The organism is Orbaceae bacterium lpD02 (genome assembly GCA_036251875.1).
GTDB lineage: Bacteria > Pseudomonadota > Gammaproteobacteria > Enterobacterales > Orbaceae > Orbus > Orbus sturtevantii.
On sequence record CP133960.1, the window covers coordinates 1,821,516 to 1,843,048 of the forward strand.

The window sequence follows — 21,533 nt, forward strand, 5'->3', positions numbered from 1 at the left end:
TCTCAATTTCGCTTTTTCTCTATCTTATCGTCATTCCATCTGGACTTTCACCCAAACTTCATCACCATAAAACGAGAACTCGTTTCTTTCAGCTTGTTCCATATTGTTAAAGAGCAATATTAATCAATGCACTCTAAAATGCACTTATCAATATAGTGAAATAGTTAGAAATGGTGGAGCTAAGCGGGATCGAACCGCTGACCTCCTGCGTGCAAGGCAGGCGCTCTCCCAGCTGAGCTATAGCCCCATTATCTTCACTTTACCGTATTCAGCCTATATTCGCTAAATTATCCAATTCGATTAATCCAGCATAATCATAGCCAAATAATGTCAGGGCATAATATAACAAAATTAAATTGAATTGGTGGGTCTGAGTGGACTTGAACCACCGACCTCACCCTTATCAGGGGTGCGCTCTAACCACCTGAGCTACAGACCCAATAAAGTGATATCTCTTTAAAAACAAACAATCTATGTGAACACTGTTAGGCACTTCGTAAGGAGGTGATCCAACCGCAGGTTCCCCTACGGTTACCTTGTTACGACTTCACCCCAGTCATGAACCACACCGTGGTAAACGCCCTCCCGAAGGTTAAGCTATCTACTTCTGGTGCAACCCACTCCCATGGTGTGACGGGCGGTGTGTACAAGGCCCGGGAACGTATTCACCGTGACATTCTGATTCACGATTACTAGCGATTCCGACTTCATGGAGTCGAGTTGCAGACTCCAATCCGGACTTAGACGTACTTTGTGAGGTCCGCTCCAGTTCGCACCTTCGCATCCCTTTGTATACGCCATTGTAGCACGTGTGTAGCCCTGGTCGTAAGGGCCATGATGACTTGACGTCGTCCCCACCTTCCTCCGCTTTATCAACGGCAGTCTCCTTTGAGTTCCCACCTCTACGTGCTGGCAACAAAGGATAAGGGTTGCGCTCGTTGCGGGACTTAACCCAACATTTCACAACACGAGCTGACGACAGCCATGCAGCACCTGTCTCATAGCTCCCGAAGGCACTCTCGTATCTCTACAAAATTCTATGGATGTCAAGACCAGGTAAGGTTCTTCGCGTTGCATCGAATTAAACCACATGCTCCACCGCTTGTGCGGGCCCCCGTCAATTCATTTGAGTTTTAACCTTGCGGCCGTACTCCCCAGGCGGTCGATTTAACGCGTTAGCTCCGGAGCCCAAGGGTCATGCCCCCAAACTCCAAATCGACATCGTTTACAGCGTGGACTACCAGGGTATCTAATCCTGTTTGCTCCCCACGCTTTCGCATCTCAGCGTCAGTATCTGTCCAGAAGGCCGCCTTCGCCACCGGTATTCCTCCACATCTCTACGCATTTCACCGCTACACGTGGAATTCTACCTTCCTCTACAATACTCTAGACAACCAGTTTTAAGTGCAATTCCCAGGTTGAGCCCGGGGCTTTCACACCTAACTTAATTATCCGCCTACATGCCCTTTACGCCCAGTCATTCCGATTAACGCTCGCACCCTCCGTATTACCGCGGCTGCTGGCACGGAGTTAGCCGGTGCTTCTTCTGTAATTAACGTCAATTCAGTATCCTGTTAGAATACTGACCTTCCTCATTACCGAAAGTACTTTACAACCCTAAGGCCTTCTTCATACACGCGGCATGGCTGCATCAGGGTTTCCCCCATTGTGCAATATTCCCCACTGCTGCCTCCCGTAGGAGTCTGGACCGTGTCTCAGTTCCAGTGTGGCTGGTCATCCTCTCAGACCAGCTAGAGATCGTCGCCTAGGTAGGCCTTTACCCTACCTACTAGCTAATCCCATATGGGTTCATCAAATGGCATGTGGCCCGAAAGTCCCACACTTTGGTCTCGCGACATTATACGGTATTAGCAGTCGTTTCCAACTGTTGTCCCCTTCCATTTGGCAGATCCCCATACTTTACTCACCCGTCCGCCACTCGTCAGCAAGAGCAAGCTCTTCTGTTACCGTTCGACTTGCATGTGTTAAGCCTGCCGCCAGCGTTCAATCTGAGCCATGATCAAACTCTTCAATTTAAAGTTTGATGCTCAATAGTTAACTGACTATAATTTCATTTCAAATGAATCTTTAGTGTCACTATCAAGACTTAATTTTGAGTCCTAAGACTTTTATATTTTGTCCTAACAGTGCCCACACAGATTGTCTGTTTTTAATTTTTAAAGAGCTGACAACTTACTTCTTTTCGCTGTCTCAAGGGTTGCGTATACTACACACTTACCGATTAAGCGTCAATATCTTATTTTGGATTTTTTTACTTTCTCATATCGATTGCTCATTTTTTATCTTATTAGGCAACTGAGCAAGGCTATCAATAATCCAATCGGCTTGTTGCTCAGCCTCTGTAGTAACAGCGTCTCCCGTACGTACAAGCACTGTTTTTTTTACACCCGCATTTTTGCCAGAAAGTAGATCTGAGATTCGATCGCCGACCATATATGAATTAGCAATATCAATGTCTAAATTTTTTTTAGCAGCAAAAATCATTCCAGGTTTAGGTTTACGGCATTCACAATCCGAATTACTTGGATCGTGCGGGCAATAATAGACACCGTCAATTTCGACGCCTCGATCGATTAATGACCAATCCATCCATTCAGTTAATGTCTCAAACTGTTCCTTAGAAAATATTCCTCTAGCAATACCTGATTGATTAGTCGTGATCACCAGTAAAAAACCCATTCTTTTTAGCTCTGCCATTGCCTCTATGACACCATCAATGAAATGGAAATCATCAATGGTATGGACATAATTATAATCAATGTTAATTGTACCGTCACGGTCGAGAAAAATTGCAGGTTTCATTACATAGGCTCAATTTCAGTATTTGTTAGGATGTTAGCATAATATTTATTGACTTAGATGTCTAGACGTCTTAACATTCTTAAATTAACTTTTTGCTTGAATCCTTTTATGATAAGACTAGAAAATATTTTTAAAACATTCATTCATAATAAAAAACCTATTTATGCATTGAAAGATATCAATATTAATGTACCTAAGGGTCAAATATATGGTGTCATAGGAAAATCTGGGGCAGGGAAAAGCACGCTGATTCGTTGCGTTAATTTATTGGAAAAACCAACAAGCGGCAAAGTGTTTGTTGATAATCAAGAATTGACTAAGCTATCAAATGGGCAATTAATCCATGCCCGCCGAAAAATTAGCATGATTTTTCAACACTTTAATTTGCTTTCCTCCAGGACGGTATTCGAAAATATTGCCTTCCCTTTAGAGTTAGAAGGAAGCACTAGGAAAAATATCAAAGCTAAAGTTAACGAGCTTTTAGAATTAGTGGGCTTAAGCGAAAAAGCAAATGTCTATCCAGCAAATTTATCTGGAGGACAAAAACAGCGTGTAGCAATCGCTAGAGCACTTGCAAATGATCCCAAAGTATTGCTATGTGATGAAGCAACGAGTGCTCTTGATCCAGAAACAACGCGCTCAATCCTACAATTATTGAAAAATATTAATAAAAAATTGGGATTAACAATCTTATTAATCACTCATGAAATGGACGTGGTAAAACAGATTTGTGACCAAGTCGCCGTAATTAGTGACGGACGGCTAGTTGAACAAGCGCCAATAGGTGAAATGTTTTCAAATGCGAAAACAGACATTGCGAGACAGTTTATTCAATCAACGCTACATCTAAACATACCTGATGACTATCGACGTAAGTTATCGCCAATCCATGAAGAAGGCTTATACCCTTTATTAAGACTTGAGTTTTCTGGCATTTGTGTTGACAAACCACTATTATCTCAAGCTGCCAAAGAGTTTAATATTGATAATAATATTATCAGTGCTCAAATGGATTATGCTGGCGGCGCAAAATTTGGCATCATGTTAACCGAAATGATCGGCAGCCCTATTAATACTAAGAATGCAATTCAGTTTTTACAAAACAACAATACAAAGGTAGAGGTTCTTGGTTATGTCTAGTCTTTTTCCTGCTTTTAAGCCGTTTGAAACCCTACTTCGCTTTTTATCTCAATTCGATTTTTGGGCGAGCTTTGTAACATTTTGTTCACAATTTAATGGTTTTAATGAAACAATGATTTTCAAAATGGCACAAGCCACCGATGATACGATTTATATGGTTATATTTTCTGGTTTTTGGGGAACAGTTATTGGTCTACCGGTAGGAGTGATGCTCTATACTACCCGCAAAGGTCAAATTTTAGATTGCTCTATTGCAAATAACGTTTTATCTTTTGTGACTAATATTTTTAGATCAATACCTTTTATTATTTTAATTGTATGGATTATCCCATTCACCTATTTTGCAATGGATATACTGACAGGGACAAAAAGTTTTTTAGGTAAACAAGCCGCAATAGTCCCGTTAAGTATTGGTGTGGCACCATTAATTGCTAGAATGATTGAAAATGCATTACTCGATGTACCAAAAGGGTTGATTGAAGCGGCTCGTTCAATGGGCGCAACGCCATTTCAGATTGTTCGTAAGGTTTTACTTCCAGAAGCAATGCCTGTTATCATTAATAGTATGACCATAACGCTTATTACGTTAACTGGCTACATTGCAATGGCTGGCGCTGTTGGTGCTGGGGGCTTAGGCCAGTTAGCAGTTCAGTACGGTTATCAAGGCTATAAACCAGCTATTATGAATACCGTTTTAGTTATATTAATTATATTAATCTTTATTATACAATTTATCGGTAATCGAATCGTTAAACGAGTTACACACCACTAACCTTTTTATGGAGAAAGATTATGAAATTAAAGAACTTAGCTCTAATTACAACGTTGGTAAGCACATTCTTTCTTAGCGCTTGTGATGATAGTAAAAAAACAGATATTGATGTTATTCCCGATGCTAGCACATCGATTAAAGTAGGAGTGATCTCAGGACCGGAACAAGAGATTGCAGAAGTGGTAAAGCAGCAAGCGCAAAAGCTATATAATTTAGATGTCGATTTAGTGGTATTTAATGATTTTGTAACACCAAACCAAGCGCTTAATGATGGATTAATTGACGCTAATGCCTTTCAACACAAACCTTATCTTGAGCAGCAGGTACAAGAACGAGGCTATCAATTAGCCATTGTAGGCAATTCATTTGTATACCCAATCGCTGCTTATAGTCATAAGCTAAAACCACTAGCAGATACTACAGAGCTAACTGACGGCTTAATTGTCACATCACCGCGAGGTGAGTCATATTTTGTAGAAGCTAATTCGACAGTTGCGATCCCAAATGACCCAACAAATTTAGGGCGATCGCTACTTCTTTTGCAAAAACAAGGCTTTATCACTGTTGATGAGTCAAAAGGATTATTACCTACCGTCGTTGATATTACGAGTAATCCATATAACTTAACTATTCTTGAGATTGAAGCACCAATGTTGCCGCGTTCATTAGATGATGCACAAGTTGACTTCGCAATTATCAATAATGCATTTGCAGGTCAAGTTAATTTGACTCCTAGTCACGATGGTATTTTTGTCGAAGACAAAGACTCGCCATATGTAAATATTATTGTAGCAAGAGAAAATAATAAAAACTCAGAAAATATTATTAATTTTGTTAAAGCTTATCAAACCGATGCTGTTGCTGAAAAAGCCAATGAAGTTTTTAATGGCGGTGCGGTTAAAGGTTGGTAAGATACTGTTTATTTAATTACGCGAGTAAATCAAATGGTTAGAATCCAATTGATTAATTAATGAGCAATATGATTGATTTAAAAACAATTGGTATTATTCACTCACCATACCAAGAAAAATTTGGTGTACCACGGCAACCAAATCTAGTTCCTTCAGGCAAGGGAGAGCTTCATTTACTCCCGCCATTTAATAATCCAGATTGTGTTCGAGGTTTAGAGCAGTTTTCTCATTTGTGGTTATTATTTATTTTTAACCATACCGCTGCCCATGGCTGGCAAAATTTAGTCAGACCGCCACGGCTTGGAGGCAATGAAAAAATAGGGATATTTGCCAGTCGGTCAACATTCAGACCAAATCCTATTGGGCTATCTGCTGTAGAGCTGCATGACATTGTATATGACAAAGGGTTGATTATTCTAAAATTAGGTAGTGTTGATATTGTTGATCAAACTCCAGTTATTGATATAAAACCCTATATTCCATACAGCGATTGCTATACTGACGCATTGGCTGGTTATGCCAGCCAAAAGCCAGGTATCGAGTTGACTGTAGAATTTATGGAAAGCGCCGAACAACAGCTAAAATTAATGCCGGAATTGAAAGAGCTTATTATACAAGTGGTCAAACAAGATCCTCGCCCTGCTTATAAACGTAATTCACATCAAAAACAAGAATTTGGTATTACACTAAATCATAGCAACATTCGCTTTTACGTTGAAAATAATGTCGCTACCATTTTTAATATTCATTATATGTAATATAAAAGAATTTACTGCTAGATTAATAAAGAATAGAAAATTTTTTATTGCTAAAAATAGATATTAATCAAAAATAGAAAAATTCATTCTGTACATTTAGTGCTCTTTATTTAATAATTTTTTGTGAAATTAATCATAAAAAATCAAATAAATCAATTTATTATCATCAAAAACTTAAAGTATTACAAAATTATGACTTTTTTTGTCATTAAAATGTTTTTATTTTGTCATTTTAAAGCGAATATCATACTCTCACAACGCTATTTAGCTTATTAAATAATCAATTATTTTGGAGAAAACCATGAAAAAAGTATTAATGACGTTAGCAGTGCTTGTTCTTTCCGTTATACCTGCTACCAGCTATGCATCAAGCACTAATAAAATTCAATCAAACTTAACACCAGAAGGAACTTTAGCGCCAAATTCGGGGTCAAGCGCGATGGACAAGTCAAATACAGATGGTGACGTCAAATTTACTGCGCCAAACCTACTCGATAACCCACGAGTAAATAATAAATAATTATTTGCTATCATGTTAACTCGCCTTTAGATGGCGAGTTAAATCTTCCTCGCCCTCTTAAGTCCGATTAGCAATAAATTTCTTAGCACTAAGTTGTTATACTCTTTAGTTTAAAATTATTTTAATATCTAAACTTTTTTCTCTATGAATCATAGTTACTATACTTACTTTCATTTGTTGATATTACAAGCTTTGTAGTTGCATAGCTATAGTGCCATAGCGCGATGTCCTATAGCTAAAAAATAGGATTACAACTATGCTTTAACGAAATTTGTAAATGGATAAAATAATCACTACACTTTACGATTATTTAATTTTGTAGGTTTAAGCAGATGCAAAAGATTTTTTGCTGAATAATGGATTTGGTGGAGCCAAGGGGGATCGAACCCCTGACCTCAACGCTGCCAGCGTTGCGCTCTCCCAGCTGAGCTATGGCCCCATCAATAATAATACTTGCGCATGATATGAAACTGAGTCGTTGATGTCAATACGCAAATCAATATATTACCTACTTATTTACTCATACTGAGTGATAAGTAGGCATTTTGTTGGTAACTAGCGCATAATTGGCGCTTGATCCGCTCCTTCAGCCTCAATTTTTTGTGGAATGAAGTGATCACGTTTGATCCCCATTTTTAAAGACATATACGCTGCAACATAAATAGATGAGAATGTTCCAAGCAGTATCCCTACACCTAATGTTTCAGAGAAACCTTTTAGCATAGTGCCACCAAAAATATAAAGAATAACAACAACGGCAAGCGTCGTTGCGGAGGTCATTAAAGTTCGGCTTAGTGTTTGAGTTAATGAGATATTAATAACATCATATGAAGAAGCTCGGCGGATTTTACGAAAGTTTTCTCTAATTCGGTCGAAAACAACAATAGTATCATTTAATGAATAGCCAATAATTGATAACATCGCGGCAACTATAGTTAGGTCGAGCTCCCGATCAAATAATGATAGATAACCAGCCGTAATAATAATATCATGCGCAAGAGCAATAACAGCTCCCGCACCAAAACGCCACTCAAAGCGAAATGCAATATAAATTAATATAGAGAGAAGTGCCGCACAAATGGCCAAAACGCCGTCTTGTGCTAACTCTGCACCAACAGTTGGTCCAACAAAAGCAACCCGTTTGATTTTTGCTTCAGAATCAATATCTTTGTGCATTAAATCTGCAATCTTAGCTCCAACTACGCTATTAATTTTCTGAATTTCTTTTGCGTCAGGTAATTTACCAGATTTAATCGAAGTATCACCAATTATGACGGGTAGCCGAATAATTATATCGCGGCTACCACCGTAGTTTTGTACAACTGGCTCACCATATCCAGCTTGCTTTAAACTCGTTCTGATATCATCAAGAGCAACGGATTTACTTAAGGTGATTTCAATTGTCGTTCCACCAGTAAAATCTTGCCCAAGGTTAAATCCTTTAATAAAAATAACAACAATTGAAGCAACAACTAATACCATTGAAATAACAAATGCAATGAAGCCAAAGCGAAGAAAGTCAATAACTCGTCGCCCATGATTTAACGATTCGACGCTAACTTGAGCTTCTTGGCCACGATTTTTTGCTAATTGTGAATTTGCCACCATAGACTCCTAAATTGATAGCTTATTAACACGGCGTCCACCGTATACTAAGTTGGCTAACGCTCTTGTTCCAACAATTGAAGTAAACATTGATGTTAAAATACCAATACCTAGCGTAATTGCGAAGCCTTTTATTGAGCCAGTACCGACTGCATATAAAATAACTGCAGTTATTAAAGTGGTAATGTTCGCGTCAAATATACTGCTCCATGCACCAGCATACCCTTCATTGATTGCATGCTGAATGCCTCGGCCGTTACGTAATTCCTCTTTTATTCGCTCATTAATCAGTACATTCGCATCAACAGCCATTCCTACCGTTAAGACAATACCTGCTATACCCGGCATACTAAGTGTTGCTCCTGGTAATAATGACATAATACCAACAATAAGAATTAAATTGGCAACGAGCGCAATACTGGCAAAAATACCAAATAAACGATAAACAATTAACATAAATGCAACAGAAATTAACAGACCCCATGCACAAGATTCTAGACCTTTAGTGATATTTTCTTCACCCATCGACGGTCCAACGGTCAACTCTTCAATGATTTGGATGGGTGCTATTAGCGCCCCTGCTCGTAATAATAAGGATAATTGCTTGGCTTCATCAATACTATTAATCCCCGTTACTTGAAAACGATCGCTAAAAATGCCCTGTATGGTTGCTACATTGATAACTTCTTCTTGTTTTTCTAAAATTGGTTTACCGTCTTTATCAACTTTACCTGAATCTTTATACTCAACAAATAATGTTGCCATTGGTTTATAGCGGTTTGCCTGAGTAAATGCGAGCATTTTTTTGCCACCATCACTATCTAACGATATTGATACTTCTGGTTGACCATATTCATTTAAGCGGAAAGAGGAATCCGTAATATGATCACCCGTTAACACAACATTATTATATAATAAGACTGGCCTACCATCTTGCATGTATTTAATTTCGGAACCATATGGTGCTTTTACTTTACCAGAGACAATATCGTTAACATTATATGAGTTAGAATCATTTACTTGTCTGAATTCAAGTGTCGCAGTAGCACCTAAAATCTGCTTAGCCAATACAGTATCTTGAATACCAGGTAATTCAACAATAATTCTATCGACCCCTTGTCTTTGGACGATAGGCTCAGCGACACCTAACTGGTTGACCCTATTTCTTAAGATCGTGGTATTTTGGGCAACCGCATCCGTTCTTGTTTGCTGCAATCTGTTTTCATTAATGGCAACAATTAACTGCTTATCACCTTGTGAAACAATATCATAATCAGCTAATTGATTAATTCTTAAAATTGCTGCATTTCTTGCATCATTATTACCAAAAGAGACGATAATTTGCTGATCATTGTTTTTATTCAATGAAGTATAGTTTATTTTATTAGCATTAAAGTCTGATTTTAGTGAACTTTCAGCTTGCTCAAGAAGTTTCTCTAGCGCTGTCGACATATCGACTTCCATTAAAAAATGGACTCCACCTCGTAAATCTAAGCCAAGCTTCATCGGCTCAGCGCCAATAGCGCTTAGCCAGGCCGGGGTTGCTGAAGCTAGGTTTAACGCTACAATATATTTATCGCCTAATGTTTCAGCAATAAGTTCTTTAGCTTTTAGTTGGATATCATTATTTGCAACTCGAATTAAAATAGAATTATTTTCAAATACAATTGATTTTGCCTCTATTTCTTTTTCACTTAAAAGAGTTTGTATTTGCTTTTGGGTGTCAACGGAAACTTCGTTTCCCCGAGAACCAGAAATTTGAATTGCAGGATCTTCTCCATAAAGATTAGGAAGTGCATAAAGTAGGCCGACGATAATCACGACGACCAAAACCACATACTTCCACAAAGGATAACGATTTAACACGGCGTATTCTCTTGCGGTTTATTTAATTTATAAAACAATGAATTTATAATGACTTCATTGTTCCTTTAGGAAGAACTGAACTAATAAAGTCACGTTTAATGACAACTTCAGTCGTATCATTAAGTTCTAGCGAAACATAACCATTTTCACTTATTTTTGCTACACGCCCAATTAAGCCACCATTAGTTAACACTTCGTCACCTTTAGAAATTGACGACATGAGCTCACGATGAGATTTGGCACGTTTTTGTTGAGGTCGCATAATCATAAAATAGAAAAATAAACCAAATACAACAAGCATAATCGGTAGAAAATAAGGATTTGTTTCGCCTGCTTCCCCTGCATCTGCGTAAGCTTTAGTAATAAAAAAGTCCATACTTTTCCTCTTAAAATCAATTAATGGTTAATAAAAATTGGTGAACAATAATACATGAAAAACGAAATTATAGCACACTAATTTAAAATAAAGATCCCACTCTCATACTTGATTATTTTGGCATCAAGTATTGTGCGACACTCACAAGGCTAAATAACCATCTCGGGTAAATTCCACACAGTAAAATGAATAATGCAGAAAGAACAATTAGTGCCTCATTGATACTAATTTTTTGGGATTTAATCATCTTTACATTCTGTTGTTTTTTAATTTGTTTATGTGTATTAGATCTAATATAAAGATTAATAACTAAACGCAAATAAAAATATAAGCCAAAAGCACTGCCTAAAACAGTAACGGCAACTAGAGGCCAAAGCTCAGCTGTAACGGCTAATAAGATTAAGGAAAAACGCCCAATAAATCCGACGGTCAATGGAACTCCCGCTAAAGAAAGCAAACCGACTCCCATGGCAAGAGCCATAATAGGCTTGCGCCAAAACAGCCCTCGCAAATCAATGTCATTATCTTGATCTTCTTTATCACTAGACTGAGATTCCAGACTTATCACACCTAATACACAAATATTAGCGAAGGTATAGCCAATCAGATAGACACCGATCGTTTCAAGCGCTAATACTTGGTACTGTACTGCGATCAACGCAATTAATAGATAACCAAAATGAGTAATTGAAGAGTAAGCTAATAACCTTTTGAGATTATGCTGACTTATTGCAAATATATTTCCCCAAATAATTGAAAAGAAAGCCATAATTACAAGAATGGTACGAATACTTTCATTATTTACAATCGGAGCTAATAAGAATAATTTAGCCACTGCACAAAAAATAGCAACCTTACCAACTGTTGTGAGTAGTAAAGCGACACCGGCAGGGGCGCCTTGAAAAACATCAGGTAACCATAATTGAAATGGTACCAATGATAGCTTAAAGCCAATACCGACTAACATTAAACATACACCCAGTAATAATAGTAAACTTGGTGAAGCTAATGTTGAGAGCTGAAAACTTAGCCCGCTAAAAGTTAATTCACCTGTTGCAGCATAATAAAATGCAATACCTAGCAATAAAAATGTCGTTGCAATAACTGATAGCACCATGTATTTGATAGCCGCCTCTAAGGTATATTGCTGTGTATATTGGTAACCAATCAGTCCAACGAATGGAATAGAGAGTAATTCTATACCGATAAACAGTGAAATGAGGTGGCTTGAATATATTAGTGTTGTCGCTCCTAACGCAGAAAACAGCAACATTAAATAAAATAAGCTATGGCTTTTCTTTTGATCATTATAAAACCATCGAAATGACAATGTTGATACCATAATTGATAAAAATAGCACTAAGCTCGTGTATAAGGCACTGTAGCCATCGCTAGTAAATAAAGCGGTCACATAGCTCGCTTTCCAAAATGAACTCTTTGGTTTATCCTGTTCAATATCGTCATTGGTGCTACTTTCACTATTAGTTAGTAAGTTTGGTTGCTGTAACAATAAGGATGATTGCAGATAAACTGGCAACTCAGAACTTTTCATTTTTGATGGCTCGGAATTTTGCATAGTGCTTTGTATAACATTTTGCTCATCTGAGTTAGAAACAATTTTATAACCAATAAATGATGATGAAATAAATGCTACCGATAAACATATGATAGTAAAAAGCGCCGAAAATCGAGTGCTAACACGAAACAAAAAAATTAGAAATAAGGAAACAATAATAGCCAAACCTAAGATCAGGATTGGCAATAAATAGATAAACTCAGATATCGTAATCGCCACCATGATAATTAAACATCCCCTTCAATGAGATTAGTTTGAGCACTACTAAAAATGTGTTGTATTTTACTGACTACAGGATAAGACATATCAAGAACCCATTGAGGATATAAACCAATGAAAAATAATATAACGAGTATTGTAATTAACAAGCATAGATCTTTAATGGAAATTGCTTTTTTTGCAGGTAACGAATTATCGACAACACCATAAAAAATAGGATGTATACGGATAATGATAGAAATAGAGAGCATAATTAGCCCAACGATGAGTAATATAGCAATATAAGATGCATTACTATAGCTACCAACTATAGCCATAAAATTACCAACAAAATTAGCGGTTCCAGGTACACCTAATACCGCAAATATAAAGAATAGAGTCAATGTTGATAAATATTTTACCTGAGCTTTTAAGCCCAAAAGCTGGCTAATATTTCGAGTCGAATATCGCTCCGCAAGCAACCCACTAATAATAAACAATCCAACAATGACTAAGCTGACAGAAATAATTTGTAAAATAATACCTTGATAAGCTAGCAAAGAGGCACTATAAACAACAGCCGTCATAAAACTCATTAAAGCAACATGAGCATAAGCAATTAAGCGTTTAATATCACTTTGACTAAAGCACAAAAAAGCACAATAAAAGAGTGTTAATAAGCTTAATCCCCACATCAATGGACTAATTGTTAATGATGCATTAGGGAAAAGAGGTATAACAAATCTTAATAATCCATAAATGGCGGTATTCACTAATAGCCCACTGATCATAATAGAACCCGTTGTTGAAGATTCGATATGGGCATCAATAAACCAGCTATGAAAAGGCGCTAACGGGATACGAACAATAAAAGCGGCAAGGAAACCAAGCATTAATAAAAATTCAACATAGCTTGAAATCGGCGTTTTAGTTAAAATATCGTAATCGAATGTCCATTGATTTGTTAACTGCCAGTTAGTTAATGCCAATGAAACAATCGAAAGTAACATCAGCAAGCTACTTATTTGTGTATAGATTAAAAACTTACTCGCACCATTAATCGTTAACTGTGCACTGGAATCCCGTCTTCCCCACAGAGTGATAAGAAAGTAGACAGGAATAACCACCGCTTCCCATAGGAAAAACCATAAAAATAAATCCATTGCCATAAATGACATCATCACTGCTGAGGTCATAAATAATAAGCAAAAATAAAACAACCCTGGACTATTTGGCGCTTCTTTACGAGAATACAAAATACCAATAATAACAATAATAATAATTAATAAATTCATTAAAATGGACAAGCCATCTAACATTAGGTGGAATCTAATCCCAAATAATGGGATCCACGCTAAATCAATAGATTTAACCCAATCTTGACCTTGATAAAAACTCGCTAGAGCATCAAAACCCAAAATAAAAATAATAACCAATGTAATAAGCATTATTAGTAATGCGACCCAACTAGAACCATAACCGCATAACTCATCGCTTAATTTATTTAAGAAACGAAAACGTTTGTAATGTCCTATTCGACATTGCCCTATTCGCGTAAAAGACCCTTGTAAAAAAGCATCAGATAGCCATCCAACTAATCCACCGAATAATGGTAATAAAACAAGTAAAAATAACACAGATAAGCCTTCCAACAATATGATTAAATTAAAATAAGTAACAATAGTATGATTATGCTTCCACCGACCATTGACATCATATACCAGCGTAATCGTCCATTCTCTAAAAACTCAATTTGGAAGTTTATTTTTTTTATTCCCCATATTACTAGCTGATTCCATCGAGAAAGTGGATCTTTTTTAACTAACTCAGCTAAGTAGCGATAAGGACGGACAAACAAAAGCTTTAATAATTGATCGAAACGCCACTTTTTGTGCCATAACTTAAATAACATTCTACCTATCGGTGTATTTATGATTTCATTAATTTCAGAATTAGAATCGAAAAATAAAATGCACGCAATCAAAATGCCTAAAACTGTTACGGCGGTTAATAGTAACTGTAATATTAATTGATTTTCAGTATCTAGATTTAATTCTGGAATGATGCCTTGTATTGGTAAGGGAATATATATAAATATAGCTGTTGACATAATAGCTAAAACAGCTAACGGAATATAACTTAGTTTAGACACAGAGGAGAAATGAGTTAGTTTTTGCTTATGATGAAAAACGATAAAAATTAATCTTAATATGCTTAACGTTGATAATAATATTCCAACTAATGCAATAGTTCCTAACCCCATTTTATTATTCATCATCAAGCTCCAGATAATATCGCCTTTAGTATAAAAAGCAGACATAACCCATGGCATTGCACATAATGATGCCGCAGAAAGTAAAAAAGCAATATAAATAACAGGGTAAGACCTATATAATCCCCCTAATTTATAAATATTTTGCTCGCCATTACATACTTTAATTAAAATCGAGCTAGAAACGAGTAATAAAGCACTAGTTACGCTATAACTGATCATAAAATTAAGGGAAAGAACCCAATCATGTATTGAAAAAACAAAGAAAATATAGCTAATCTGACCTAAATTGATGTAAGTAACAAGACTTTTAATATCATTTTGTACTAATGAAATACAATTTGAGAAAATTAACGCCATTGCAGATATGATTCCCATAATGGCAAAAATATCACTAGACATCGTAAATAGCGGACTTAATCGCAAGACAAAATATCCACTTGATAAAACCATTGCAAGCGATTGTAGTAAAGTGATAACAGGCATAGGCGCCAGCACCGTCTCGCTAAAACTCGTATGAAAAGGAAATAAGCCAGCTTTGCCCATAACGCTAACAAAAAATATTATTGAGATCCAAAATACTATTTCCGAATCTATGGCTAAGTTTTTATTCGCCAGAGCCAAAATATCTTGAATATTCAATGTATTTAACTCGTTATAAGTTAATAAAATACCTAATAATAAAAAAGCATCTGAAACGCTCATAGCAATAAATGCTTTAATAGCGGGTAAGCTAATTTTACGTTTTTGATAGTAGATACCAATTAATAAATAACTACTTATACTAACCCCTTGCCAACCGACATAGAGCACAAATAAATTATCGGCTAATATTAATAAAAATAGACTCGATATCAGTAAGTTACTGTAAGCAAAAAACGTATAGATATCATTAGATGATTTTAAATAACAAGCCGCAAAAAAATAAATAAGCAAACTAAAGAAAGATATCACAATTAAGAATACTAAAGATAGACCATCTAATTGCAGGGAAACAGAAACTTTAGCAGTACCAACGCTAAACCATTCCCACAAAAATCGAGAGTAAATTAGCGATGTATCAGGAATAACATTCGTATGATAATCGATCAAAACGAATAGCATCAATAAACACAACAGTCCGATAGTACTAATACCAATAACAACAATACTTTCTTTACGTATACTTCTACCAAAGCATACTAAAATTAAAAAAGAGAGTAGTGGAACTACGATTGTTAAATAAAGTAAGTTCATCCTTTCATTTCACTCAATTCATCAATATTAACGATTTTTCTACGATGAAATATTCTCATCAATAGTCCAAGTCCAATACAAGATTCGGCCAAGGCTGTGCCCAACGCTAAAGTGGATATAATTTGTCCGTCGGCTTGCTGCCAATACGCACCAGCGGCAACAAGAGCAATGACCGCACCATTAATCATCACCATCAAGCTGAGTAGTAAAAAAAGAAAATTTCGACGGATCAGCGCACCAAATAGGCCGATTACAAAGAGAGTTGTAGCAAAAATTAAACTATGCATTAGTGGGATCATTTTCTTCTCCACAGTGAGGATCATTTTCTGATGATAACTTATTAGTTGTATCATTATTAGTATGCAGACGATGAATAAAATGGTAGGTGATAACCAACGTACAAAGTAACAATAATACAGCTAATTCAATAACTAAAATATAAGGGCCAAATAACATATCAGTTATATTCATATTATCAGCATGATTAATAGCCAAAGCCGAATAATCGGTACTAACAATGCCGTGAATTAATGTAACAAACAGTACAAAAACTAAAATAAGTGGACCTAGCCAAATTTTAGGGCTAATCCCTCGTTTACCCTGCTCTACGACATCTTTACGAAGATTAATTAAAAAGAGCACCGAGAGAAATGTTAATGAAACAGCGCCGACAAAAAGAACTAACATCAAAGCAGCAGAAAAGTATGCATCCATGATAAAAAAAACAACGGCGGTTGCTAAGAGAGAAATCACAAAATACACAAGTGCATTCATTGACCGGGTACTTGTAATTACTTTAATACTTGCTAAAACAGCAATAATCGCAGCAGTGTAAAAAACAGAAACCATCTACTTATCCAAATTATTAATCTTATACTTAAATTCGCTAATATGAAAAATAAAACTTAATCATACATAAGCATCGTTACCAACAATTAAATATTGAAAATTAATATGTTGGTATAAAATACACTGGCTTATTTTTATGCTTATTTAGCTAAAAGTCTAGTTAATTTATCATTAAAAGCGCTTAAGAACGAATGAGAGATGTTATTATTTTTATTTATTAGGCTGTATACAGCAATCAATGAATTGTAATAAACCTCAATTAGTTATTATTGTGGACTTGTCATAACTAAAAATAGTAACCCATGTCTCGATATAAATTTTTATAATTTAATTTTGCAATAGCATTACTATAAAGTATCACAAGTTGTAATGTAAGGTTATGCAAAATTTACCCTTAATTATTGCTCTTAACTAGGCAAGATAAAAAGTCTCTTTAACTTATTTTTAACAAAAATTAACTATAAATTTTATATCGACAAAACAATATAGTAAGATTTTTATTTTCGATTAAAAAATCAAAAGGATAGCTATGAAAACTGCTTACTCATTGATGACAAACAACGTCAATATGCTTGGTACACTACTAGGTGACGCAATAAAACGTGCTGCGGGTCAAGAAACACTTGAGCGAGTTGAAAACATTAGGCAATTAGCTAAACTTAGCCAGCAAGGTGACAACATAGCCCATGATAAATTACTCAATTTAGTTCAACGTTTAAGTAATGAAGAACTGCTGCCAATAGCAAGAGCCTTTAATCAGTTTTTAAATTTGGCAAATACCGCGGCAGAGTATTATGGGATATCGCCTCACGGAGAGGCTGCGAGTAGCCCATTAAAATTAACACAACTATTTGATACATTAAAATCACAAAACATCAATCAAGATGCTATCAATAGTGCGATTAATGAACTATCGATAGAGCTAGTTTTAACGGCTCATCCAACTGAGATAAATCGTAGAACCTTAATTAATACTTACACATCAATCAATTCTTGCTTAGCCCAACTTGACCATGACGATTTAGCCGATTATGAAAAAGACCGTATCATGCGTAGATTGCGCCAATTGGTATGCCAAGCTTGGTATACAGACGAAATCCGTAAAAATCGCCCAACCCCTCTTGATGAAGCAAAATGGGGATTTTCAGTAATTGAAGATAGTTTATGGCAAGGCGTTCCGTTATTTTTAAGAGAATTCAACGACCAACTCGTTGACGCTTTTGACGAGCAACTATCAGTAGAACACGTCCCAATCAAGTTTACCTCATGGATGGGAGGTGACCGTGATGGTAATCCAAACGTTACAGCAAAAGTAACCGCCAAAGTTATGTTACAAGCGAGACTTAAAGCGACTGAACTATTTTTGGCTGATATGCAAGTATTGGTTCGCGAATTATCAATGTCGGAGTGTACAGACGAAGTATTGCAATACTTAGATGCTGACAAAGAACATGCTGAACCATACCGAATGATTGTGAAGATGCTTCGCTCTAAGTTGGTGAGCACTCACGCATACTTAGTTTCATTATTGAACGAAGAAGAATTGGTTGTTCCATCAAATATCTTAATAAAAAATGAGCAGTTATGGCAACCGCTCTATGCTTGCTACAACTCCTTAATAGCATGCGGAATGTCAACTATCGCCCATGGACCGCTTTTAGACACCTTGCGCCGTATAAAAAGTTTTGGACTGCAACTCGCCCGCTTAGATATTCGACAAGATAGCGCATTACATACTGAAGCGCTCGATGCCTTAACTAAGGAACTAAATATTGGTAGCTATGCGGCTTGGTCAGAACAAGAGAAACAACAATTTTTATTGTCAGAGCTTGCTTCCAATCGTCCTCTACTCCCTTCTCGATGGCACCCAGAAGACTCAGTTAAAGAGGTCTTTGATACTTGCAAGGTGATAGCCAAAGCAGGCGAAGAGTCTATTGCGGCTTATGTTATTTCTATGGCGAAAAAACCATCTGATATTCTTGCAGTATACTTATTATTAAAATCAACGGATTGTGATAAAAATATTCCGGTTGTGCCTCTTTTTGAAACTTTAGATGACCTTAATAATGCTAAATCTGTTATGCAAAAATTACTCGATATTCCGTGGTATAAAGAAAAAATAGCAGGCAAACAAATGGTCATGATTGGCTATTCTGATTCAGCAAAAGATGCAGGAACATTGGCAGCATCATGGGCACAATACCGTTCACAAGAAGAGCTCGTTAAACTTTTCGCCGATAATAATATTGAGCTCACGTTGTTTCATGGCCGAGGTGGAACTATTGGCCGAGGTGGGGCACCAGCACATGCAGCCTTATTGTCTCAGCCGCCGGGTTCATTAAAAGGAGGGCTGCGAGTAACTGAACAAGGAGAAATGATTAGGTTCAAACTCGGTTTACCAGAAGTTGCGCTCAGTAGCTTAATGCTTTATGCAACAGCAATATTGCAAGCCAATTTATTACCGCCACCTAACCCTAAACAAGCCTGGCGCGAGCTTATGGATGAGATGTCCGAAATATCTTGCCAATGTTATCGGCACTATGTCCGAGCTGAGCCCAAATTTGTCTCTTATTTCCGAACGGTAACGCCAGAAATAGAATTAAGCCGTTTGCCTTTAGGCTCTCGTCCTCAAAAGCGAAAAAACGGAGGCGGAATTGAAAGTTTACGTGCAATTCCATGGATTTTTGCTTGGACACAAAACCGCTTAATGTTGCCATCTTGGCTTGGGGCGGGTTCAGCATTACAGCAAGCTATCAGTGAAAATAAAGAATCATTATTAAAAGAAATGTACCACCATTGGCCATTTTTTAATACTCGACTAGGTATGTTAGAAATGGTTTATGCAAAAGCCGATACTAACATATACCTGCATTATCAAAAACGTTTAGTGGATCAATCTATGTGGTATTTAGGTGATGAATTATGTCAAATACTAAAAAAAGATATTGAGACCGTGCTAAAAATTACTGATGACGATAGTTTAATGGCTGATTTACCTTGGATAGCGGAGTCTGTCGCACTAAGAAACAGTTATATAGAACCGCTCAATTTATTGCAAATAGAGCTACTCGAGCGATCACGCAAACATAATGAAGAAAATTCAACGGTAGAACAAGCTCTCATGATAACAATATCTGGTATTGCAGCAGGAATGCGGAATTCTGGGTAATAATTTTATAAAATTGGCATTTCGGTGCCAATTTTTATTCTTCATCGAGAAACTCGTCAGCTTTCAGCAATTCAGTCAGATTCAACCTAGCGTCGTCATCACCCTGCTCAGCAGCTTTGGTAAACCAATAAATCGCGCGCCCTTTATTCTTCGAAATTCCAACGCCATCTAGATATTTAACGGCTAAATTGTATTGAGCATCAACGCTTCCTTGCTCTGCCGCTTTTATATACCACTCAACTGCTTTTGTTGAGTCTTGGGGGACGCCGCCCCCAATATCATACATAACTCCAATATTATATTGGGCATCGGCATTGCCTTCTTCGGCGGCTTTAGCAAACCAATAAGCGGCTTTTTCATTATTAGGTTTAGTTGCTGTGCCTGTAGCATACATAATCCCTAAATTATACATAGCGGGTACATAGCCATTATCAGCAGACTCAGTATAAAAATAAATAGCCGCTAAGTTGTCTTGAGTAAGACCATCGCCCTTCTCAGACATTACGCCTAAATAATACTGCGCCTCACTATTATTATCTTTTGCCGCCTTGCTAAACCAATCAGCGGCAATTGATCTATTTTCTTTAATACCATCACCAAAAAAGTACATTAATCCTACATTAAGATTCGCGTCAGAAATACCTTGCTCACCTGCTTTCTCGAATAAATCGATAGAACGCAGAATATTTTTATCTGTTCCTGAGCCATTTTTATAAGCCAATGCTAAATTATATTGACCCAAAGCAAGATTCTGTTCAGCGGCTTTTGTATAATATTGAAATGCTTTTACTAAATCAATATCAACACCTAAGCCATCAACATAAAGGTTAGCTAGATTATTTTGTGCTTTTGCCATTCCTTTATCAGCCGCTTTTTTATACCAAAAAGCAGCTCGCATATAATTAACATCAACCCCCAACCCTTGTTGGTAAATATTAGCTAAAGAATATTGAGCATCTACTTCGCCATTTTCTGCCGCGGCACGAAGAGATGGCAGCAAAATAGCAGGATTATTTATTACAATTTCTGTGGATGAAATATCTGAGGCTAGCGGTTGTGCACAAAGGCGATTAGTAAAAATAGCAAAACATAAGATCGAGATAAATAAGCATATTCGTTTCATTACATATCCCTAATTCATAACATAAAATAATAAGCTAAACCGATAAGCGACAATTATACATAAATGTTAACGATGATAATAGTATTTGTTCATGAATAACCCTTGATAGCAGAGGTAGTGAAATGCTTAATTAGTAAAAATTCAAATATACCTTTTTATGCAACTAACCATAATATAATAAAAATTTAGGTACTAATTTACTCATTTCTTACAATAATTTTAATTATTGACTTGTAAGGATCTTATTTTTTATCTGGATTCAACAACAACAAAGCATTACAATATGACTCGCTAAAATCACGGATTTAAAGCCGCTTTCATTTTAACAATTAAAAATAG

General features: G+C 36.5%; 16 protein-coding genes, 3 tRNA genes and 1 rRNA gene. 6 read left to right on the forward strand and 14 right to left on the reverse strand.

The window, feature by feature from the left end:
- Positions 1-171: 171 nt before the first annotated feature.
- From RHO12_07945 to gmhB, 4 genes are all read right to left on the reverse strand, one after another.
- Positions 172-247: transfer RNA gene (locus RHO12_07945), tRNA-Ala, on the reverse strand.
- 115 nt (positions 248-362) lie between these two features.
- Positions 363-439, reverse strand: a tRNA-Ile gene (locus RHO12_07950).
- A 58-nt stretch (positions 440-497) separates the two neighbouring features.
- Positions 498-2,036 (reverse strand): 16S ribosomal RNA (locus RHO12_07955).
- A 244-nt stretch (positions 2,037-2,280) separates the two neighbouring features.
- A complete protein-coding gene (gene gmhB / locus RHO12_07960; GenBank protein WVD65317.1) occupies positions 2,281-2,823 on the reverse strand; it encodes a D-glycero-beta-D-manno-heptose 1,7-bisphosphate 7-phosphatase in 543 nt (180 codons plus the stop codon).
- Positions 2,824-2,931: 108 nt separating this feature from the next.
- On the opposite strand from gmhB, the gene metN reads away from it, so the two are divergent.
- The 5 genes from metN (at position 2,932) to RHO12_07985 (ending at position 6,924) form a co-directional block, all read left to right on the forward strand.
- Complete coding sequence (metN, locus tag RHO12_07965) at positions 2,932-3,963, forward strand: methionine ABC transporter ATP-binding protein MetN (GenBank protein WVD65318.1); 1,032 nt, start codon at positions 2,932-2,934, stop codon at positions 3,961-3,963.
- A complete protein-coding gene (gene metI / locus RHO12_07970) occupies positions 3,956-4,735 on the forward strand; it encodes a methionine ABC transporter permease MetI (GenBank protein WVD65319.1) in 780 nt (259 codons plus the stop codon). Before metN ends, metI begins: the two co-directional genes overlap by 8 nt.
- A gap of 20 nt (positions 4,736-4,755) precedes the next feature.
- On the forward strand, positions 4,756-5,646 hold the full coding sequence (metQ, locus tag RHO12_07975) for a methionine ABC transporter substrate-binding lipoprotein MetQ (GenBank protein ID WVD65320.1): 891 nt from the start codon (positions 4,756-4,758) through the stop codon (positions 5,644-5,646).
- A 68-nt stretch (positions 5,647-5,714) separates the two neighbouring features.
- Positions 5,715-6,404: a tRNA (N6-threonylcarbamoyladenosine(37)-N6)-methyltransferase TrmO gene (tsaA, locus tag RHO12_07980; GenBank protein ID WVD65321.1), complete on the forward strand. Its 690-nt coding sequence runs from the start codon at positions 5,715-5,717 to the stop codon at positions 6,402-6,404.
- 301 nt (positions 6,405-6,705) lie between these two features.
- Positions 6,706-6,924: a hypothetical protein gene (locus RHO12_07985; GenBank protein WVD65322.1), complete on the forward strand. Its 219-nt coding sequence runs from the start codon at positions 6,706-6,708 to the stop codon at positions 6,922-6,924.
- Positions 6,925-7,287: 363 nt separating this feature from the next.
- On the opposite strand, the gene RHO12_07990 is transcribed toward RHO12_07985, so the two are convergent.
- The 9 genes from RHO12_07990 to RHO12_08030 form a co-directional block, all read right to left on the reverse strand.
- Positions 7,288-7,363, reverse strand: a tRNA-Ala gene (locus RHO12_07990).
- 116 nt (positions 7,364-7,479) lie between these two features.
- The gene (gene secF, locus RHO12_07995; GenBank protein WVD65323.1) at positions 7,480-8,529 is read right to left on the reverse strand and encodes a protein translocase subunit SecF; all 1,050 of its coding nucleotides are present in this window, start codon (positions 8,527-8,529) and stop codon (positions 7,480-7,482) included.
- A 9-nt stretch (positions 8,530-8,538) separates the two neighbouring features.
- A complete protein-coding gene (secD, locus tag RHO12_08000; protein WVD65324.1) occupies positions 8,539-10,395 on the reverse strand; it encodes a protein translocase subunit SecD in 1,857 nt (618 codons plus the stop codon).
- A 43-nt stretch (positions 10,396-10,438) separates the two neighbouring features.
- The gene (gene yajC, locus RHO12_08005; GenBank protein ID WVD65325.1) at positions 10,439-10,771 is read right to left on the reverse strand and encodes a preprotein translocase subunit YajC; all 333 of its coding nucleotides are present in this window, start codon (positions 10,769-10,771) and stop codon (positions 10,439-10,441) included.
- Between the two features lie 112 nt (positions 10,772-10,883).
- Positions 10,884-12,569 carry an NADH-quinone oxidoreductase subunit N gene (locus tag RHO12_08010; GenBank protein ID WVD65326.1) on the reverse strand — a complete coding sequence of 562 codons (1,686 nt, stop codon included), beginning with the start codon at positions 12,567-12,569 and terminating at the stop codon, positions 10,884-10,886.
- A 5-nt stretch (positions 12,570-12,574) separates the two neighbouring features.
- Positions 12,575-14,182, reverse strand: coding sequence for an NADH-quinone oxidoreductase subunit M (locus tag RHO12_08015; protein ID WVD65327.1), 1,608 nt, complete (start codon positions 14,180-14,182; stop codon positions 12,575-12,577).
- A gap of 23 nt (positions 14,183-14,205) precedes the next feature.
- Positions 14,206-16,053 (reverse strand): proton-conducting transporter membrane subunit, encoded by a 1,848-nt coding sequence (locus RHO12_08020; protein ID WVD65328.1) that lies wholly within the window; start codon positions 16,051-16,053, stop codon positions 14,206-14,208.
- Positions 16,050-16,352, reverse strand: coding sequence for an NADH-quinone oxidoreductase subunit NuoK (gene nuoK, locus RHO12_08025; GenBank protein WVD65329.1), 303 nt, complete (start codon positions 16,350-16,352; stop codon positions 16,050-16,052). The genes RHO12_08020 and nuoK overlap by 4 nt, the downstream gene beginning before the upstream one ends.
- The gene (locus tag RHO12_08030) at positions 16,333-16,902 is read right to left on the reverse strand and encodes an NADH-quinone oxidoreductase subunit J (GenBank protein WVD65330.1); all 570 of its coding nucleotides are present in this window, start codon (positions 16,900-16,902) and stop codon (positions 16,333-16,335) included. Before RHO12_08030 ends, nuoK begins: the two co-directional genes overlap by 20 nt.
- Before the next feature lie 529 nt (positions 16,903-17,431).
- Here RHO12_08030 and ppc point away from each other — a divergent pair.
- Positions 17,432-20,071, forward strand: coding sequence for a phosphoenolpyruvate carboxylase (ppc, locus tag RHO12_08035; protein WVD65331.1), 2,640 nt, complete (start codon positions 17,432-17,434; stop codon positions 20,069-20,071).
- Between the two features lie 34 nt (positions 20,072-20,105).
- Here ppc and RHO12_08040 read toward each other — a convergent pair whose 3' ends face one another.
- Positions 20,106-21,194, reverse strand: coding sequence for a tetratricopeptide repeat protein (locus RHO12_08040; protein WVD65332.1), 1,089 nt, complete (start codon positions 21,192-21,194; stop codon positions 20,106-20,108).
- Between the last annotated feature and the right edge of the window lie 339 nt (positions 21,195-21,533).

What these genes read in the sequence shown, in the direction of transcription:
- RHO12_08010 (WVD65326.1), bottom strand. Translation starts at nt 12,569, where the DNA reads ATGGTGGCGATTACGATATCTGAGTTTATCTATTTATTGCCAATCCTG.
- RHO12_08040 (WVD65332.1), bottom strand. Translation starts at nt 21,194, where the DNA reads ATGAAACGAATATGCTTATTTATCTCGATCTTATGTTTTGCTATTTTT.
- gmhB (WVD65317.1), bottom strand. Translation starts at nt 2,823, where the DNA reads ATGAAACCTGCAATTTTTCTCGACCGTGACGGTACAATTAACATTGAT.
- tsaA (WVD65321.1), top strand. Translation starts at nt 5,715, where the DNA reads ATGATTGATTTAAAAACAATTGGTATTATTCACTCACCATACCAAGAA.
- metQ (WVD65320.1), top strand. Translation starts at nt 4,756, where the DNA reads ATGAAATTAAAGAACTTAGCTCTAATTACAACGTTGGTAAGCACATTC.
- yajC (WVD65325.1), bottom strand. Translation starts at nt 10,771, where the DNA reads ATGGACTTTTTTATTACTAAAGCTTACGCAGATGCAGGGGAAGCAGGC.
- RHO12_07985 (WVD65322.1), top strand. Translation starts at nt 6,706, where the DNA reads ATGAAAAAAGTATTAATGACGTTAGCAGTGCTTGTTCTTTCCGTTATA.
- ppc (WVD65331.1), top strand. Translation starts at nt 17,432, where the DNA reads ATGAAAACTGCTTACTCATTGATGACAAACAACGTCAATATGCTTGGT.
- RHO12_08020 (WVD65328.1), bottom strand. Translation starts at nt 16,053, where the DNA reads ATGAACTTACTTTATTTAACAATCGTAGTTCCACTACTCTCTTTTTTA.
- metI (WVD65319.1), top strand. Translation starts at nt 3,956, where the DNA reads ATGTCTAGTCTTTTTCCTGCTTTTAAGCCGTTTGAAACCCTACTTCGC.
- nuoK (WVD65329.1), bottom strand. Translation starts at nt 16,352, where the DNA reads ATGATCCCACTAATGCATAGTTTAATTTTTGCTACAACTCTCTTTGTA.
- RHO12_08030 (WVD65330.1), bottom strand. Translation starts at nt 16,902, where the DNA reads ATGGTTTCTGTTTTTTACACTGCTGCGATTATTGCTGTTTTAGCAAGT.
- metN (WVD65318.1), top strand. Translation starts at nt 2,932, where the DNA reads ATGATAAGACTAGAAAATATTTTTAAAACATTCATTCATAATAAAAAA.